General features: G+C 52.9%; 15 protein-coding genes. 12 read left to right on the forward strand and 3 right to left on the reverse strand.

What is annotated here, in order from left to right; genetic code table 11:
- The first annotated feature begins 26 nt into the window (after positions 1-26).
- The 9 genes from B1748_RS13925 (at position 27) to B1748_RS13965 (ending at position 12,073) form a co-directional block, all read left to right on the forward strand.
- Positions 27-1,814, forward strand: a complete 1,788-nt coding sequence (locus B1748_RS13925; protein ID WP_087568532.1) for a copper amine oxidase N-terminal domain-containing protein — start codon at positions 27-29, stop codon at positions 1,812-1,814.
- A 153-nt stretch (positions 1,815-1,967) separates the two neighbouring features.
- Entirely contained in the window at positions 1,968-2,798 is an 831-nt protein-coding gene (locus B1748_RS13930) for a phosphodiester glycosidase family protein (protein ID WP_087568533.1), read from the forward strand.
- A 16-nt stretch (positions 2,799-2,814) separates the two neighbouring features.
- Complete coding sequence (gene hrpB / locus B1748_RS13935; RefSeq protein WP_483874413.1) at positions 2,815-5,304, forward strand: ATP-dependent helicase HrpB; 2,490 nt, start codon at positions 2,815-2,817, stop codon at positions 5,302-5,304.
- A gap of 36 nt (positions 5,305-5,340) precedes the next feature.
- Positions 5,341-5,640, forward strand: a complete 300-nt coding sequence (locus B1748_RS13940) for a DUF1294 domain-containing protein (RefSeq protein WP_256975655.1) — start codon at positions 5,341-5,343, stop codon at positions 5,638-5,640.
- A gap of 63 nt (positions 5,641-5,703) precedes the next feature.
- Positions 5,704-7,830 carry a HelD family protein gene (locus B1748_RS13945; protein ID WP_087568535.1) on the forward strand — a complete coding sequence of 709 codons (2,127 nt, stop codon included), beginning with the start codon at positions 5,704-5,706 and terminating at the stop codon, positions 7,828-7,830.
- Between the two features lie 100 nt (positions 7,831-7,930).
- Positions 7,931-9,073 carry a DUF3900 domain-containing protein gene (locus B1748_RS13950; RefSeq protein WP_256975656.1) on the forward strand — a complete coding sequence of 381 codons (1,143 nt, stop codon included), beginning with the start codon at positions 7,931-7,933 and terminating at the stop codon, positions 9,071-9,073.
- 141 nt (positions 9,074-9,214) lie between these two features.
- Positions 9,215-10,528 carry a hemolysin family protein gene (locus B1748_RS13955; protein WP_087568536.1) on the forward strand — a complete coding sequence of 438 codons (1,314 nt, stop codon included), beginning with the start codon at positions 9,215-9,217 and terminating at the stop codon, positions 10,526-10,528.
- Positions 10,529-10,636: 108 nt separating this feature from the next.
- A complete protein-coding gene (locus B1748_RS13960; RefSeq protein ID WP_087568537.1) occupies positions 10,637-11,080 on the forward strand; it encodes a MarR family winged helix-turn-helix transcriptional regulator in 444 nt (147 codons plus the stop codon).
- Between the two features lie 51 nt (positions 11,081-11,131).
- A complete protein-coding gene (locus tag B1748_RS13965) occupies positions 11,132-12,073 on the forward strand; it encodes a ring-cleaving dioxygenase (protein WP_087568538.1) in 942 nt (313 codons plus the stop codon).
- A gap of 211 nt (positions 12,074-12,284) precedes the next feature.
- Here the strand turns inward: B1748_RS13965 and B1748_RS13970 are convergent, their stop codons facing one another.
- Both B1748_RS13970 and B1748_RS13975 read right to left on the reverse strand, forming a co-directional pair.
- On the reverse strand, positions 12,285-12,578 hold the full coding sequence (locus tag B1748_RS13970) for a DUF3817 domain-containing protein (RefSeq protein WP_087568539.1): 294 nt from the start codon (positions 12,576-12,578) through the stop codon (positions 12,285-12,287).
- A 53-nt stretch (positions 12,579-12,631) separates the two neighbouring features.
- A complete protein-coding gene (locus B1748_RS13975; protein ID WP_087568540.1) occupies positions 12,632-13,252 on the reverse strand; it encodes a TetR/AcrR family transcriptional regulator in 621 nt (206 codons plus the stop codon).
- A 163-nt stretch (positions 13,253-13,415) separates the two neighbouring features.
- On the opposite strand from B1748_RS13975, the gene B1748_RS13980 reads away from it, so the two are divergent.
- Together B1748_RS13980 and B1748_RS13985 are read left to right on the forward strand one after the other, a co-directional pair.
- Positions 13,416-15,647 carry an MMPL family transporter gene (locus tag B1748_RS13980; RefSeq protein ID WP_087568541.1) on the forward strand — a complete coding sequence of 744 codons (2,232 nt, stop codon included), beginning with the start codon at positions 13,416-13,418 and terminating at the stop codon, positions 15,645-15,647.
- A gap of 165 nt (positions 15,648-15,812) precedes the next feature.
- Positions 15,813-16,397 carry a hypothetical protein gene (locus B1748_RS13985; RefSeq protein ID WP_087568542.1) on the forward strand — a complete coding sequence of 195 codons (585 nt, stop codon included), beginning with the start codon at positions 15,813-15,815 and terminating at the stop codon, positions 16,395-16,397.
- On the opposite strand, the gene B1748_RS13990 is transcribed toward B1748_RS13985, so the two are convergent.
- A complete protein-coding gene (locus B1748_RS13990) occupies positions 16,398-17,810 on the reverse strand; it encodes a hypothetical protein (RefSeq protein ID WP_087568543.1) in 1,413 nt (470 codons plus the stop codon). It abuts the gene before it with no gap.
- Positions 17,811-18,029: 219 nt separating this feature from the next.
- Here B1748_RS13990 and B1748_RS13995 point away from each other — a divergent pair, with 219 nt between their 5' ends.
- Positions 18,030-18,299 (forward strand): hypothetical protein, encoded by a 270-nt coding sequence (locus B1748_RS13995; protein WP_246608646.1) that lies wholly within the window; start codon positions 18,030-18,032, stop codon positions 18,297-18,299.
- The last annotated feature ends 50 nt before the right edge of the window (positions 18,300-18,349 follow it).

The following is an 18,349-nucleotide window of genomic DNA, read 5'->3' on the forward strand; positions in this document are numbered from 1 at the left end:
CAGGAATAGATAGAGGAGTTGTGGAGATGCTGCAAGGACAACGCAGACAAACCTGGAAACGGAAAGCCGCTGCACTGACGATAGCCGCTGCACTAATTGCTTCGCCAATCGGACAGGTGTCGGCGCTGGACGCGCCTATTACATCGGGCACCAGCTACGTCATTTTGTATTTGAATAACCAGGAGGCTTTCCTGAACGGGGAGCAGGTTACGCTGGATTCGCCCGCGACCGTCAAAAATGGACGTACATACGTACCTGTCAAATTCCTCGGGGATGCCTTCGGCATGAAGGTGGAATGGCAGGAGTCTACGCGGACGATCGTCATGGAGACGCCGTCTCACGAAATTTTGTTGGACACGGTGAACAAGTTTGCATGGGTCAATGGCATCCAGTTTCCATTCGATGATGTCGCGATGCTCAAGAACGGAAGGCTGCTTATTAAATTGACGTGGTTGTCGGATTACATGGGCGCCACCTACACGTACAACCACGAGCTTCGGCGCGTCGATGTCCTGTACGTAAACAAGCCGGAGGGCAATTATGACCCGGATCAGAACAATTCGAAGCCGGTTGCAAAGTTCGCTTTCGGCAAACCAACCTACCGGATCGGCGAACCTGTCAAATACATCAATCTGAGCTACGACCCCGATGCGGAAGGCGTTCGCATGGAGTGGGAAGGTAATGAAGAAGTTTTCTTTAAGGCAGGAACTTATCCCGTTACATTGACGGTTACGGATCAGAAAGGCAACAAAAGCAAGTCGTACACCCGTCACCTTGTCATTGAAGACGAAATCTACATGAACGAGGTCGAATATCCGATCTATACCAAGCCGATCGGCGGTTACATCGCGACGGATTGGAAGACGTTGTACGCGCATTATTTCAACCTGCCGGATTTGGCAAAGACCGTAACCGAAGACAAATCGCGGACCTTGCTGCTCAGCGATAGTCCGGAGACGTTTACGGAAACCGGCATTCTGTATCAGGATGTCATTAATGGCAAAGGCCGTCTGTACGCGGATCATCTCAATGGTACAGGCAGCAAGGTCGGTTTCGCCATTATGGCAACAAACAAGACGGATAAACCCGTCAAAATCCTGACGACGAACAAAGGCGAGGTGTTCCCGTCCATCTACGCGCATCTCATCGGAAGCGAAGCCATGGTAGACTTCCTTGCGTACGACGCCAAAACCGAGACGATGACGATTCCGCCGGGCGAGACTTTCGTATACAAGCAGTTCCCGGATTTCTATCCCGGTCAAGGCGTTAATTTGATGTACGATGTCGAGACGGACGGCGAGGTTCAATTTACATTCGCGACAGCCGATACCGTGTCGAAGAACATGCTGGATATGACCAAGCTTCCTTTCACCGGCCATATTCGCGGGACATTCCAGATTGCGGGTTTTGATTGGAAAGTGGACCTATCCGCGAACGGCCTGAAGAAACCGACTAAACTTGTCATCGGCGACGGCAAGATCGATCCGTTCCAAATGGGCTACGATCCGCAGCGCGGCGAAGAAGCTACGCTTTGGGGCAACTATGGGACGGTGTACCGTATCCATTCCGACAAGCCGCAGAAGATGGCCATCATGATACTGGCCAAGGGAGGTCCCTTCAAAGGTCCGTTCAAAATTAACGGAGAGCTTGTAAAGGTGCCGGCTTCCGGCGTATTGACGGCTTTCGACGGCATGATTATGCTGCACAAAACAACCGGCAAGGAAGATTCGCTCGATATTGAATTCAGCCCGCCGGCCGGATCGGCTTTCCCGATTAACCTGATCTTCTATCCGCTCGACGATCGCGCGTTATAAGCGCGAGTAATGGCAAGGCCATATGCTGCACCATTGAACAGGCATCGCTTCCTTCCTTCGAAGGCTGCGATGCCTGTTCCGCGCTAATCTTCATCTGGACAACTTGTGCGCTTCATATTAAAATATTAGTTCGGGTTTAAAAGGAGGAAGTTGATGAATCACGAAGCAGGGACGCCGCCCGGCAGTAGAAGAAAGCAGATCGTCATTGTCGTATCGGTGTTCATAGCTGTTATTGCGTTCGCGGCGGTCATTTTCATGTTGCTCGTCCAATCGCTAAATCAGAAGTCGGAACAAAAAAACAATGTGCTGGATTCCGTTTCGGGCTACACCTACCTGGCGGCCGAAGCGACGAATGGTTTGAAGCTGCATATCCTCAAGACGAAACCTTCGAACGTGACATTGGAGGTAATCTCGAACAATGTGACGTTGTCCGGCAAAGCGGGCGTTAACGGCGGCTTCTTTTACGGGACGGATCTGATGAGTCTAGCCGTGGTCGGGGGCCATCCGGTTAACGGTGCCAAAAGTGATTACGGCAGCGGCTGGGAAAATATGAAATATGCGCGAGGCACCCTCGTTTGGGACGGAAAATCGGATTCTCTAAGCGTTCAGGTCGTGAGGCAATCCGCGGAGCTGAAGATAAAGGATGTCGAGCGCTTCTGGGCGCAAGGCGGAATCAGCATGTCGCTTGGCGATGATGCGGGCTGGCAAGCGCAAACCCTTGCAGAGGCAGCGCCATTTCCGGATGATCTAAGGCTGCGATCCGGCGCCGTATATGACGATAAAGGTTTCCTGTATTTAATCGTGAGCGAAACGCCAGGCACATTAGAGTCGTTCCGGGACGGGATTAAGGAACTGCTGGACGATCAGGGACTAGTCGACGGCATTTTTCTGGATGGAGACGGATCCTCGCAGCTGCTCAGCAAAGAAGCGGCGCTGCCGGGGGACAATCGGCCAGTCGTTCAGATGATTCGCATTATGAAATAAAGCTTGGAAGGGTTGGATGGAGATGGGGCCTTTGCCGATCGACGAAGTGCTGCCGGAGCTGCTGGATTCGCTTGCGCGCGGACGCAATGCCGTGCTGGTCGCAGAGCCTGGAGCAGGCAAAACGACACGTGTGCCGCTGGCGCTGCTGAAGCAGAAGTGGCTGGCCGGCAAACGCATCGTTATGCTGGAGCCAAGACGGCTTGCCGCCCGTTCCGCCGCCATCTATATGGCTCGCGAACTTGGCGAGCAGGTCGGCGACAGGGTCGGTTACCGCGTACGGCTGGATTCGAAGATCGGTCCACGTACCGTCATCGAGGTAGTGACGGAAGGCATTTTGACAAGAATGCTACAGGACGATCAGGCGATCGAGGAAGTCGGAGCCATTCTGTTCGACGAGTTCCATGAACGGCATCTGCATGGGGATCTTGGTCTTGCGCTGAGTCTTCAGACGCAGACATTGCTTCGCAATGACCTGCGCCTCCTCGTGATGTCCGCGACGCTGGACTCCGCTCCTGTTGCGGAGCTGCTTGGCGGTGCGGACATCATTACAAGCAAGGGGCGAAGTTATCCGGTTGAGACTGTGTATGCTCCCATGAAGCGGGACCGCTTATCGATTGACCGTTCTATGGCGGCGACGATTGCCAATGCTCTGCGCGTGCATGACGGAGACGTGCTGGCCTTTCTCCCGGGAATCGGGGAGATCCGTCGAACGGCAAAAGCGCTCCAGTCTCTTAACCTGTCTTCCGAAACGGATATCCGCGAGCTGCATGGCGGCATGCGGCTCGAGGAGCAAACGGAAGCTGTCGCGCCTTGTTCGGCAGGCAGACGCAAGATCGTGCTCGCGACGTCCATCGCAGAATCCAGCTTGACTGTAGCAGGCGTGAAAATCGTCGTCGACAGCGGGCTTATGCGCGTCTCGCGCTTCTCGTCACGGACCGGGATGAGCCGCCTGGAAACTGTACCCGTGTCCAAGGCTTCCGCGGATCAACGACGGGGACGCGCGGGCAGGCTGGCGCCAGGCGTCTGCTATCGCATATGGTCCGAGGAAGAGCACCGTTATCTCCCGGAGCAAGGCAAGCCGGAGATTGCGGAGACGGATCTTGCGCCTCTGGCGCTGGAACTGTCCGTGTGGGGCATTCGAGATCCCGGGGAGCTGGATTGGATGACGCCTCCTCCGGAGTCCGCTTACGGACAAGCCGTTACGCTGCTTCAGGAGCTTGATGTGCTGGACGCATCCGGCTTGCCGACAGCGGAAGGCAAGCGGATCTGCAAGCTGGGTTTGCATCCCAGGCTCGGTTCCATGCTGCTTCGTTCCGCCAGGGAGGGCAGCGCCCGGGAGGCATGCGAGCTTGCCGCTCTCATCAGCGAACGGGACCTGCTGCCGTCGGAGCGCAGTCCGGATATTAGCCTTCGCCTGGCGGAGCTTCGCCGGGGCAACGGCTATGATCCTGCCATCCAGCGGATAAGACAGCTGGCGGAGCAGTGGAACAGAATGCTTGATCGGGAAGGCTCGGCGGTTAGAAACGGGGCAGATCGTTTATCTATCGGCCGGATGCTGGCGTATGCCTTCCCGGACCGGGTGGCCAAGCGCAGAAGCGATGGCCGTTATTTGTTGGCGAACGGCCGTGGCGCCGTGATGAAAGCAGACGGTCCGCTGGCGCAGCTCCCGTATCTGGTTGTAAGCGAGCTTGACGATGCGGGGCAGGAGGCCAGCATCCGATTGGCGGAAGGGATCACCAGCGCAGAGATGGAATCCGGTCTTGCGGACTTCCTGCGACTCGACAAGGTTGTAGAATGGGATAGCGGAGCGAGAGCCGTAAGAGCGCTTGAACGGTTAAGATTGGGAGCTGTCGTGCTGCAGGAGAAGCCAATGGCTGACGCCGATCCGGATCGGGTTGCCGATGCGCTGCTCGAAGCCATTAGGCAGCGAGGGTTGACTATGCTCCCGTTCAGCAAACAGGCGCTCGCCTTGCTGGGGCGCATACGGCTGATAAATGGAAGCGGAGCCGCGGATTGGCCCGATGCAAGCGAAGAGGGGCTGCTGTCCACGCTTGACGAGTGGTTGAAACCTCATGTGTACGGCATACGCAGGGAAGCCGAGCTGCAGAAACTAAATATGCAGTCTATCGTAGAGGACATGCTGACATGGAAGCAGCGTCAGGAGCTCGATGAGGAGGTACCCACTCATTATGTGGTGCCGAGCGGCTCGCGTATCCCTATCGATTATAGCAATCCCGAGATGCCTGTACTGGCTGTCCGCCTGCAAGAGATGTTCGGGCAAAAAGAGACACCTCGCATAGCGAGGGGCACGCTGCCGCTTACGCTTCATCTGCTGTCGCCCGCGCAAAGGCCCGTTCAGGTTACCCGGGATCTCGCAAGTTTTTGGGAAACTGCTTATTTTGAAGTCAAGAAAGACTTAAAGGGGCGCTATCCGAAGCATGTATGGCCGGATAATCCATACGAGGCCGTGGCGACAAACAGAACAAAGCCGCGGCCAAAGTCTTGAACGAGGGAAAGGAATCTTGATTAAGGGAGGAACGGCATGATGACGATCATCTATGCATGTATCTTGTTATGGATCGGATTAAGCGGGTGGGCGTTCCTCTTGATGGGCTGGGACAAACGAAGGGCCAAGCAGCGCGGGAGACGGCGCGTGCCGGAGAAGCAGTTGTTTTTGCTTGCCGCCATCGGAGGAGCGATTGGCATTTGGGCGGGCATGAAGACGTGGCGTCACAAGACGCAGCACCGAACATTTACGGTAGGCATACCTTATCTGGTCGCCGTGAATATCCTGGTTTATTTGACGTTGATCGGGTTTAGCGCCATGCGGGCAATGAAATAACAGTAAATGACAAAGCAGCTGAGTCTGAACGGACTCGGCTCTTTACGGTTGGGAGGAAGAGAGATGGAAGAGCAGGACATCTATACGGAGGAACAACGCAGATTGGCAGAGTCGCTCCGGGATATCGAGGCGCAACTTGGAGAGATCGGACCGCGCTATACGGGCAACGATTTCACCGAGCAAATGCTCGATTTGCAGCGCGAGGAGAGGAAGCGCCGGCTGGAAATTGCGAGGAAAGAGCCTTATTTCGGACGAATTGACTTTCAGGAATTGCCGGAGATCGCAAAGACTTCGATAGAAGCGGAAGCGGGCAAAGAGAAAGCTCTTTATATCGGCAAGGCAGGAGTCGCCAAGGGCGGCAGCAACGAGCTGCTCGTCATCGATTGGCGGGCGCCCGCCGCCAGCTTGTTCTATTCGTTTACGGGCGGCGACGCGCCGGCGGTTTATGACTCTCCCGACGGGGAGGTCTCCGGTTACGTTCACCTTAAACGAAATCTGATGGTGCGCAGCGGCGAGCTGATCCGTGTCGTCGACAGTTATGTTCGAGGCCAGGAGGAAGGCGCCGTGTCCGATGAATTCCTGCTTTATCGCCTGGGCGAGAACAAAGACAACAAGCTGAGGGATATCGTCTCGACGATTCAGGAGGAGCAGGACCGCATTATCCGTGCGGAGCGGAATAAGGCGCTATTTATCCAGGGCGTCGCGGGCAGCGGCAAAACGACAGTGGCGCTCCATCGATTAGCTTTTCTGCTTTATCAGTATGAAGGCCGGATCAAAGCAGAACGAATGATTATTTTTGCGCCCAACCGCATGTTCCTGGATTATATCTCAGGCGTATTGCCCGAACTCGGCGTTGGCGACATTAGCCAGACGACCTATTCCGATTGGGCGATCGGACTGCTCCAGCATGAAGTGGCGTTATCCGATCCTTCGGAGACAATGGCTTATTGGTTCGAGCAGCCCCGGACGCACGCGGAGCTTGAGCAAGCCTCCGGATTATATAAGGGAAGCCTTGACTTCAAGGAGGCCATCGACGAGCGGTTGAAGGAGCTTGCGGACAACATCGTTCCGGATGTATCGTTTATGCCGTTGCCGCGGATGGAGCTTAAACCGGAGCAAATGCAGGAGTGGCACGATACCGATTATGGCGAGCAATCGCTCATGGAGAAGCGGGATCGTCTTGCCAGCCGGATTCGCCGCTGGTTGGAGTCGGAACTTAAGACAAAAGGAATCGCCGACAAGAAACTGCGATCTACGGCGTTATCGAAGCTTAACGCTTTCGTAAAACGTATGCCATCTTATACGGCTGTTAAGCTGTATGCCTCGCTGTTCAAAGGAAAACAGGCGCTGACTACCGTACCGAAGCCGATCGCCAAAACGACGTCGGAGCGGCTGGCCCGAGGCGAGGCGGCGGCCGAGGACTTGGCGGCGCTTGCCTATATCCAGCTTCGATTATACGGATTGCAAAATGCGCCGTTCGATCATGTCGTCATCGACGAAGCGCAGGATTACTCGCCGTTCCAGCTCGAGACGTTGAAGCTATGCCAACGAACCGTGTCCATGACCGTGCTCGGCGACCTGCAGCAAGGCATACATGGCTATACGGGGATTCGGGATTGGGACGAGCTTAAACAATTATTCCCGGACGATCAGGCGGACTTCTTCGAGCTGAACCGGAGCTATCGATCTACGATGGAGATCATTGAGTTCGCTAACGTCATCCTGGGAGGCATGACTGGCGGCGTCAAACCGGCCGTCCCTGTTTTCCGCAGCGGAGACCCCGTCACTGTAGAACATGCCGGGGCGACGAATGGGGATTGGCTGCGTCGTATTGCGGACACGGCTAGGCAGTGGCAGGAGGCTGGCGAATACGATACGATCGCGATTGTAGGCCGAACGGCCAGAGAATGCGAGGACATTTACAGCTATTTTATGCGAGATGGAATGACGGCATCGCTTGTCCTCAGCAAGCAGCCCGCTTATGATGGAGGACTTACCATCGTTCCCGTCTACTTGTCCAAAGGGTTGGAGTTCGACGCCGTGCTAGTTGCGGATGCAGGAGCAGATGCTTACGGTCCCATGGACGCTAAACTCCTTTACGTAGGTTGTACCCGCGCGCTGCACAAGCTTTCGTTGTTCTATCGCGACACTAGAACATCGCTATTGGAAGGCTGGCATCCTGCCGATTAATCAACATTGACAAAGGTACGACTAAATACGTTATGTCTCCTCCGCGTTCCATATGATATTCTATAATAACGACACCATTTTATCGGGGGGAAAAGCTGGCGTGGATTTTCGTATGGAGTTTTTATCGTTTTTTGTCATCCTGACCGACGGGGACGGAGATGATTCGTCCGGCAGGCGGTTCAAACATTATCAGACGCTGGATGGCGTCGATTACGAGCAAAGCGAAATCAAAATTTTTTTGGATGAGGAATTCAAACGAATCGTGAAACGCAAGGTGGAGCGCAACCCGAACAGCGCCGGAGCGCCGACGAAGATCGGACGATTTATGGTGGAACCGGGATACGAGCTTGGAAGCAATCAGAACTACAATCTGTTCCAGCGGCTCCGCGACGCCGATACACGAGAGCGGTTCATTGGCATTGCCGACGAGCTCGTGCGCATCTATATGGATACGAGCGCGGTACGCGGCGGCGCCTTCGTCATCGCCCGCGCCAAGCTGAATACTTATTTCGACGAGCCGTTTTTGTTTTTGTTGAAATGCGATTTCGAGCCCAAGATCGCCCGGATCTCCGACGAACGCAGTTTGATCTCCCATGTGGAGATGGCGATCAGCGCCAGGAGCATCAAGTCGATCCAATATCCTCATATGCCGGAGGAGGGTTCGCTCGATCAGTGGGAGCTTAAAATTCATCAAGCCTCGCATGCGCGTTATTTCGAGGATTTCTTGAAATATGTATCTTACGAGAAACCGCTGCCTGAAGTCATCGGCGATCAGGTGGTAGAGATGGTCCATCAATATATTGCGAACAAATGGCAAGAGGAGACAAGCTCCGAACGCAGCGAGGAAGAAAATGCGGTTGAAGTATGGGCGGCAAGCGAGAAACGGGAGCTGCAAGAATGGTGGTCGCAAGAGCAGGTCGAGACGGCAGCCGCCGCGCTGGTGGAGCAGAAGCCGGATCTTCCGTTTAGCTTCAAGCTGGGCGGCGTAACGGTAAAAGGATTGTTGTCCGACTTCGGAAATTCGCTTCGCTTCGCCAAACATAACGGCCGATACATCGCGGTAATCGAAGGTGACTTTTTCCAATTCGAGAAGGGGATGTCGCCCGTCGAGCTGTTGCAGCCGATGGAGCTTGTCGACGTCATCCCCCTTATCGGTACGAAGGTGGAACAGCAGGAGGACGCAACCGGCCGCTATAACGAATCAGAAGCAGCGGCTGGCAGCGAAGACGACGTTCCCTGGTAAAGGGTTAAGGAATTGGCTAGGTATGCCGACCCGTTTTGCGGGCAAGGATGATAGGTAGACGATCAAACCCTGGGGAGACGGTCCTTGACCGTCTTTCCAGGGTTTGCTTGTTCCAACTAACCTTTTGAAGGGAGTCCTATCATGATTCTCAATCTTGCCGCATTCGCTTTGTTGCTTATATGTACGGCTTTTTTTGTCGCGGCGGAATTCGCAATCGTACGGATGCGCCCCAGCCGGGTTGCGCAAATGGTGGATGAAGGTGTCAAAAACGCCAAGTCCGTTCATCATGTGACGTCGCATCTCGACGGCTATCTGTCCGCATGCCAGCTCGGCATTACGGTCACGGCCCTCGGATTAGGCTGGCTTGGAGAACCTACGGTGGAGAAGCTGCTGCATCCTCTTTTCCATACGCTTGGTATTGAAGGCAAGGGGCTTGCGGTACTTTCCTTTCTGATCTCGTTTCTACTTGTCACTTATTTGCATGTCGTCCTGGGCGAGCTGGCTCCCAAAACCGTCGCCATCATTCAGCCTGAGCGGATCAGCTCATGGACGGCGCCTGTACTGATCGGATTCCACCGCGTAGCGTATCCCTTCATCTGGCTGCTTAACGGCTCCGCTAATGGATTGGTCCGACTGCTTGGCTTACGTCCAGCCAGCGAGCATGAGGCGCACTCCGAGGAGGAGATTCGCCATATTTTATCTGAGAGCTTCGAAAGCGGCAAAATCAATAGCAACGAATTTGGTTATGTAAACCGAATCTTCGACTTCGACGAACGGCTTGCCCGTGAAATCATGGTGCCTAGAACGGATATGGTATGTTTGTTCGTCGGTCAGGATCGCGAAGAGCATGCTGCCATCATTCGGCGAGAACAATATACCCGATATCCGGTGGCAGACGGGGATAAAGATACGATAATCGGTATCCTAAATACAAAACATCTGTTTATCCACGATTACGGGGAGGTAAAGCCCAGCCTCCGGGAGCTGCTACAGCCAACGATGTCCGTGCCCGATGTTATGCCTGTCAGCAAGCTGATGGGGCTGATGCAGATGAATCGGGTACATATGGCAATTCTTCTGGACGAATACGGCGGCACTTCCGGACTGCTTACGATGGAGGATATCGTCGAAGAAATCGTTGGAGAAATTCGGGACGAATTCGACGAGGACGAGACCGTTGAGATTGAAAGGCTGGAGAGTCGACATTATCTGGTTGATGGCAAAGCGTTAATTAATGAGGTTAATGATGCGGTTGGCATTGGTTTGCCTGTCGATGAAGCGGATACGATTGGCGGTTGGATCTATCGGCAGCAGCCGGCATTGTCCGAGGGCGAGGTATGGCGTTATCACTCGACACGATTCATTATTCGGGAGCGGGACGAACACCGCATTCGCAAAATCGAAATTTTCGCCGACGATGCGGAAAGCGAAATGAGCGAGTATGGACATGCATAGCTAAAAATCAACTGAAAATCAATAATCTCAAATTAAAGATTCTTAACTTGCATTTTATTCATTTGAGTGGTAAAGTGATAACAAGGTCACCGAAGGGGAGGAAACGAAATGCGCAATAATACAAGAGGTTCATTAATCTGGTTGCGATTATTGCGTTTTTCGAACCACAGTAACCAGTTTTCAAACGAATTTTTAAAAAGATTTGATCTAACAACAGCGCAGTTTGATGTATTAATACAAATCAAAGTATATCAGCCGCTTACACAAATGGAGTTAGCAGAAAAAGTAACCGTCACGCAAGGGGGTATTTCCCGCATGCTTGCACGTCTTGAGAAAGAAAAATATATTGTTCGCAAGCAAGATTGGAAAACGAAAACGATTCGTTTAACCGAGAAGGGAGAAGCGATTGTGGAAAAAGCAATGCCAGCTCAGCTTGCGCTGCAATCTTCCTTTTTTGAGGATGTATTAAATGAGGAGGAAATGAAAACATTATATTCACTGATTACACGCGTGCATAAACATAGCTTAATCAAAGAAATACCGCCCGAGTAGTTTTTTAAAGTATCACTTGATTAATCAAGCGAAATTAGAGGAGGAATTATTATGTATAAAATCCCCGGACATCATCATATCTCGATGATCACAAAAAATGCTCAGACGAATAATCATTTTTATCAACATGTGTTGGGTTTACGAAGAGTTAAAAAGACGGTCAATCAAGATGATCCATCCATGTATCATTTGTTTTACGGAGATTTAACGGGAAGTGCAGGCACGGAGTTATCCTTTTTCGAAATGCCTATGGTTGGAAGAACCGTTCGCGGGACGAACGCAATTACTCAAATCGGTTTATTGGTACCATCCATTGAAAGTCTGGCATATTGGAAAAATCGTTTTGATCATTTTAGTGTCAAGCATGGAGAAGTGACCATGTATGCAGGTCGAGCGGCACTTCCGTTTGAGGACTCAGAAGGGCTTCGGCTTATTTTACTAAACAATAATGGCGAAGAGATACCCGATTTCTGGTCGCCTTGGGATGATTCTGCTGTTGAGCAAGACCATCGTATTTTAGGTATGGGTACTGTTGAATTGACTGTGCGTTCTTTGGAAAAAACGGCGAGAACTTTAAGGGATATGTTTGGATATATAGAAGTGTCGCACTCGGATCGTGAAACCATATATCAGTCTGTTGCAGGACAAGCATTTGGCGAAATTGTTGTAAAGCAAGAAGATGGGCCGAGTGAAAAGCCTGGTCGAGGAAGTATACATCATTTGGCGATTCGGGTGAAAAACGAGGAGGAGCTCAGTTATTGGGACAAAGCGGTAAAAGATCGCGGCTTTCATTCGTCAGGCATCGTCGATCGTTTTTACTTCCAAAGCTTATATTTCCGTGATTCGAATGGCATTTTATTTGAAATCGCAACAGATGGACCCGGTTTTACAATAGATTCTCCTGTTGAAGCGTTAGGAAAAGAATTGGATTTACCGCCATTCCTAGAAGCGAGACGACAAGAAATCGAAGCCCATTTAAAGCCGCTTGATTAAAGGAGAGGACGATAATGGAACAATATCGCATTGTTCTGGTCGATGCTTATGCAGCGATTCGACAAGCAAAAGATGCGGAATATGATTTTTAACGAACACCGCATTCGCAAAAATCTTATCCACGCGAACAATCGCGGCTTCTCGGTGCAACTGCCGACTGCCGCGATTGTTTTGTGTTCTGGCATATAAACCTGTGTGGCAAGGTTAGCCGTTATTTCTCTTCGCGCAGAATCTTGCGGTCGAAGATAAACGGGCCAAATGGTAGGACCGATGCGATACAAGCGGCGCCGAGCTTAAGGATCGTCCAGCGGTAACGGATGGCTGCCCATATGGCAGCGACCAAATAGAGCACAAACAATCCTCCGTGAAGCGCGCCGACCACAGCTACAGCCTCCGGAATATCCGCCCAATATTTGAGAGGCATGGCGACAAGCAGCAGAACGAGGAACGAGGTGCCCTCGAGCAATCCGACAAAACGAAGTCGGCCGATTGCGGTATTATTCATTCAAAATAACCTCCGGATGCAGATATCGTATTAAAGGTTGTGACCTCGCACTATTAAGTCTGGACAGGGGCAATGCCCGTCCATAGCAATTGTACGATTTCTTCGGCGGCTTGTCCCGAAGTTCTCAGATCGTTCACAATTTCCGTCCGATTGCGAACTGTCATCATGGCCACGAACGCATGGGAGAGCAGCAGGGGATCGCTTCGGTTCATCTCGCCGTCATCCATTGCCTTGGCGAACAATCGCTCCAGAAGCCGGTGAATATCCGCTTCGCGCTCGCGCACGGAACGGATTTGCTCCTCCGAGAGATCGGCCGAAGCTTCCCGCATCATCGTCTCGAAGTCGACATGTTGATTGCGCATATGGCGCCTCGCCACCTCTTGCAGCCGTTCCTTCAGCGTGCCAGGACTTTCGATGACGGCAGCGGTCTGGTCATGCGCCATCTTGAGGACGAACAGCAGCGCCTCGGTAAAGATGACGGATTTATTGGCGAAATAATAATAAACGCTCGCTTTGGTAACGCCGCATGCCTGCGCAACCGTCTCCAGTGACACTTTTTCGTAGCCATGTTCCATAAAAAGGAAGGAAGCGGTGCGCAGCAGCAGCGCCATTGTCTGCGGAGACTCGCTCGCTTTGGGGCGTCCCGGCTTTCTCTTGATTTTGTCCGACTTCAATGTCGTGTACCTCCTGTAGATACCCGTTCAACGAATGTTAACAAATTGCTCATTGATTAATTAACCTTTGGGTATATATAATAATGTCATCAACTTTATTTTACCACGAGTTGCCGTCCGAACCAAAGCCATAACATCGTTCGGGATCGAACAAGGAGGAGTAATGCACATGCTGGAGAAAATGGGGGCCTGGTTCGCCGGGCCGCGATCACGCTGGGTGACGCTTCTGGTCTGGATTGCCATTGCCGCAATCTTGACGTTGACGTTGCCGGCGGTAGGGGACAAAGAGATTAACAATGCGCCGAACCTGCCTGCCGACAGTCCATCGGTCATCGCGGACGAACTTATTCGTACGCACTTTCCGAATGAATCTGGATTGCCGGCTTTGCTGGTCTGGAACAGAGCTGGCGGACTGACGGAACAAGATTATGCCGCCATGCAGGCTTTAACCGCGGAGCTTGCCGAATCCCCTCTGGAAGGGCAAGAGGCAATCATCCCCCTTCACGAGATGCCGGCACCTGCGTTAAAGGGTATTTCATCGGAGGACGGGACTACACTCGTGTTGCCTGTCACCTTTGAAACTTATCTGGAGACGGATATCGTAAAAGAAAATTTGCATGCGATTCAAGAGAAAATTGAAGCTTTGACAGGCGGATTGCCTTTCGAGGCTGCCATTGATTCGGATTCGGAACTCAGCGTCCGTGTAAGCGGGCCAGCAGGAATTAGCGTTGACGCAACCGGCTTGTTCGAAAATGCGGACTTCGTGCTGATGGTAGCGACAGTATTGCTTGTCCTGGTGCTGCTGCTGCTCATCTACCGCTCGCCCATCCTTGCAATTATTCCGCTTATCGGCGTCGGGTTCGCTTATGCCGTAACAAGTCCCATCCTCGGCTGGATGGCCGGAGAAGGCTGGATTACGGTGGATGGACAAGCGATCGCCATTATGACGGTGCTGCTGTTCGGCGCAGGCACAGACTATTGCCTCTTTTTCATCACCCGCTTCCGTCAAGAATTAACCCGGGAAGGCAACCGAATGTCGGCGCTCCGCCGCTCCTATAAAAATGCGACCGGAGCGATTGCGATGAGCGGCTTCACGGTTGTTCTGTCGCTGTTCGCATTATTGTTCGCGCAATACGGTGCCGTCCATCGATTCGCGGTTCCGTTTAGCCTCTCGATTTTCATCATGATGATTGCAAGTCTTACGCTAGTACCGGCGCTTTTGTCCATTATCGGCCGCGCATCGTTTTATCCGTTCATCCCGCGTACGGAGGAGGAGGCCAAAGCTCGTGCCGCTGCAAAGGGGAAAACGTATGTTCGCCGGGATCCGGAGAAGAAGCTTGGCGCGAGGATCGGCAATCTTGTCGTTCGCAAGCCATGGACCGTTGCGCTCGTAAGTACGCTGTTGCTAGCAACGCTTGCTTCCTTTGCGCTGCCGGTCAAATACACGTACGATCTGCTGTCTACGTTCCCCGAAGATACGCCATCCGTTGAAGGCTTTAAAGTCATCTCGGAGGCTTATACGCCGGGCGAGCTGGCACCTGTTACCGTTGTCGTTCGTTCGGAAGGAGGAGCGCCTGCCGCCGTCGCGGAGAAGCTGTCGCAGCATCCTCTGGTCGATCACGTAGGCGAACCTGAGGTTAGCACCACTGACACTGCGCTCACGGCGTATACCGTTGTTTATCGTATGAATCCTTACAATCAAGCGGCAATGAATGCAATTCCGGAGCTTAAGGAAGCTGCTGCTGCAGCGCTTGCCGAAGCAGGGACGGCCGATGCGGCCAGCAACGTCTGGATCGGCGGGCAGACGGCCGAGCAGCATGATTCCCAGCAAGTTACGGTGCGTGACAACCAATTGATCATTCCGATCGTAATCGGTCTAATCGTAGTCTTGTTATTGGCTTATCTGCGCTCCATTACGGCAACGATCTATCTTGTCGCCACGGTCTTGCTCTCTTACGCCGCTGCACTTGGTCTGGGCTGGCTGATCCTGCACGAGCTTATGGGAATCGAGGCGATACAGGGCTCCATTCCGCTGTACGCGTTCGTATTTTTGATCGCCCTGGGGGAGGACTACAATATCTTTATGATCTCGAGCATCTGGCAGAAACGCAAGTCCATGCCTCTGCGTCAGGCAATCAAGGAAGGCGTTGCGGAGACGGGCGGCGTAATTACGTCAGCCGGCCTGATCCTCGCCGCCACATTCGCGGTGCTAGCTACGCTGCCTATCCAGGTGCTTGTCCAATTCGGCTTGATTACCGCCATTGGCGTACTGATGGATACGTTTATCGTACGCCCGTTCCTGGTGCCGGCCATAACCACGATTCTGGGCAAACGGGCGTTTTGGCCAGGCAAGGCGGAGGAAGCAGGCGTTAAGATGAAAGAACCGGGACGTTAATCGGCTTATATCGTTATAAATCTGTAAAGGCTGCATAACTTGCCCTTATTAATAGGGAAGGTTAGGCAGCCTTTTCAATTTGCCTGCGGAATGCAACATTTTACCATTATTGTTCGTTGTATAGTGGAATGGTATTCATAATAGGGTACAAGCAAGGGGGACACAATGAGAAAAAGAGTACATTTGGGAATTTCCATGCTTCTCGCCATCATTATTCTGGCTTCCAGTCTCGCATTGCCGCCAAAGCCGGTGTATGCGTGCAGCTGCGCCATATCGGATTCCGTGTCGGAAGCGCTGAACCGCAATGATGCCGTATTCGACGGCACGGTTGTTGCCAGCCATACGCCGCGGAAGTGGTTCAGCTTCAGTCAATCGTCGGCCGATCCCGTCACATGGACGTTCGAGGCCCATGAAGTATGGAAGGGAAAGGTTGCTCCCCGAATTACAGTGACCTCTGCGCAGAGCAGCGCAAGTTGCGGCTTCGAGTTCCGAGAGGGACAGCGATATATCGTGTACGCGAGAGGGACGGGGGATTCGCTGGAGGTCAGCTTGTGCAGCCGGACGACATTGACGTCAGCCGGCGGATCCGATCTTGTCGAGCTCGGCAGCGGTTCGATTCCTCCAAAGCCTTCATCGGGAGTGGATGGAGCGGGAGCATTCGGTATTAGTCAAGTGATGATACTGCTCGGTCTTATCGTTGTATTAGCAGCAGCTATCTACGCAGGGTTGCGTATCAAGCGGCAAAAGTAATTAAATCAAGAAAATCGCGACCAGCGTTGTTGCAGCCAGACCAATCAATACAGGCTTCAAATTGCGGCGTGCCAGCTCGAAAGGGCTGACGCCGCAAATCGCTGCGGCAGGGATGAGCGCCCAAGGAATGATAGTCCCTCCGCCGACCCAGATAGCCGCTACTTGACCGAGCGCGGTCAACGTGGCAACACCCGATCCGAGTGCGTGACCGAACAGCGCAGCGACGGAGCCGGCAAGCGATATGCCGGAAAATCCCGAACCGTCAAGCCCGGTAATAGCCCCTACAACAGTCAATGTGATCGCGCCGATCGTACCGTTTAAGGGAACTTCCGCTGCAAGCGCGACGCCAAGATCGTTGACAATACCGGCAGATGCCTCAGGAAGCTTCTCGCCGAACAAAGAGAAAAAGCCGGCGTCGCCCAGATAAAAGAACGCCGCGATTGGAATAACGGGTCCAAACACACGAAAGCCGAATACAAAACCTTCGATCAAATACCCCGTAGTTTTCTCCAGCCCTTTGCCCCGATGCGCCAACATGGTAATGACAAGCATAATCAGAATCGACGTGCCGCCAATGAGCGCCGTTGCATCGCCTCCCTGCAGATTAAGCAAGAACATCGCGACTACATTAAGCGCGAACAGGAGCGGGATGATCACCGCAAGCCACCGCCTCGTAACCAGCGACAACAATTCGCGGTCAGCCGCTTCATTGCTGTTTTCGCCAGAACCACTTGTATCCACAGACGCAATTAAGCCATCATTCCAGCGACCCAGACGTTGATCGCGACGCATCATCCAGAAAGCGGTCACCGTCGTTACGACGCCCATGACGATAACCAGGGGAATGCTCGCAAGCATCACTTCTTCGACATGAATGCCTGCAGCGCCGGCTGTCAGCCCGGGAGCGCCTTGTATAATGTAGTCGCCGGACAACGCGATGCCATGACCGAACAAGTTCATCGCCACCGCAGCGCCAAGAGCAGGCAAACCTACTCTCATCGCGACGGGCAACAGGACAGCTCCGATTAACGCCACCGCCGGAGAAGGCCAGAAAAATAACGATACGGTGAACATGATGATGCCGATGCCCCAGAAGGCGAGTGTTGGCGTTTTCAAGAATCGTGTGAACGGAGCAATCATAATTTCATTAATTCCGGTGCGAATGAGAATCCGGCTTAACGCAACGATCACGGATATGATGAGAATCGTACCGAGCAATTCCTTAATGGCATAAATAAAGCTGTTGAAAATACCGCTCACGGAACCGTCGATCGACACCGTCGCCAATATGCCGATGCCGAGAATGCCCGCGATGCAGACGAGCGTAGTATCCTTGCGCATAAGCATAAAGCCGATGATCGCAACGATAAAGGCCAAATAGACCCAATGCAGTGCTGTCAGTTCGATAACCATGCCTCTTCATCCTCCCGACGAATTGCGACAGCCTGCAGGCGCTGCCGTAGTGTACAGTATGCAGACGGGAGGGTAGGCGTTCATCCAATCAACGCCAGTCGTTCCTTGCCGGACGCGGCCTCTCAATTTGGGAAACAGCCATTGTTGCGCAGGCGATGACAGCTGTGCTATTCTACATAGCAGACAGCTCCGGATGTAAGGAAAGGAAGGGATATACATATGTTGCAGATCGTTATTATCGACGCGTCGATGACTCATTCCAAAGAAGATGGTTTTGTAGGCAGGGTGCAATTTAGCGTAGAGGGCCACGACAACGAATATGAGATTGCCTTGCAAAGCAAACGCGGCTCGGATTGGGGGTACGGGTTGTTTTTCTTGCACAATTCGGGCAACGAGGAGCAGCTTCTGGCGCTGGAGGACGAATTGGAAGAGGATGACGAATTGTTCGATTACCTGATTCAAACGGCAAAGAGCAAGCTGGAAGCATAACGAAAACGAAGAACCTCTGCTTGCCGGGAACGGCGAATTGCCATTCTTGG

It is taken from the genome of Paenibacillus sp. MY03 (genome assembly GCF_002165585.1).
Lineage (GTDB): Bacteria > Bacillota > Bacilli > Paenibacillales > Paenibacillaceae > Pristimantibacillus > Pristimantibacillus agaridevorans.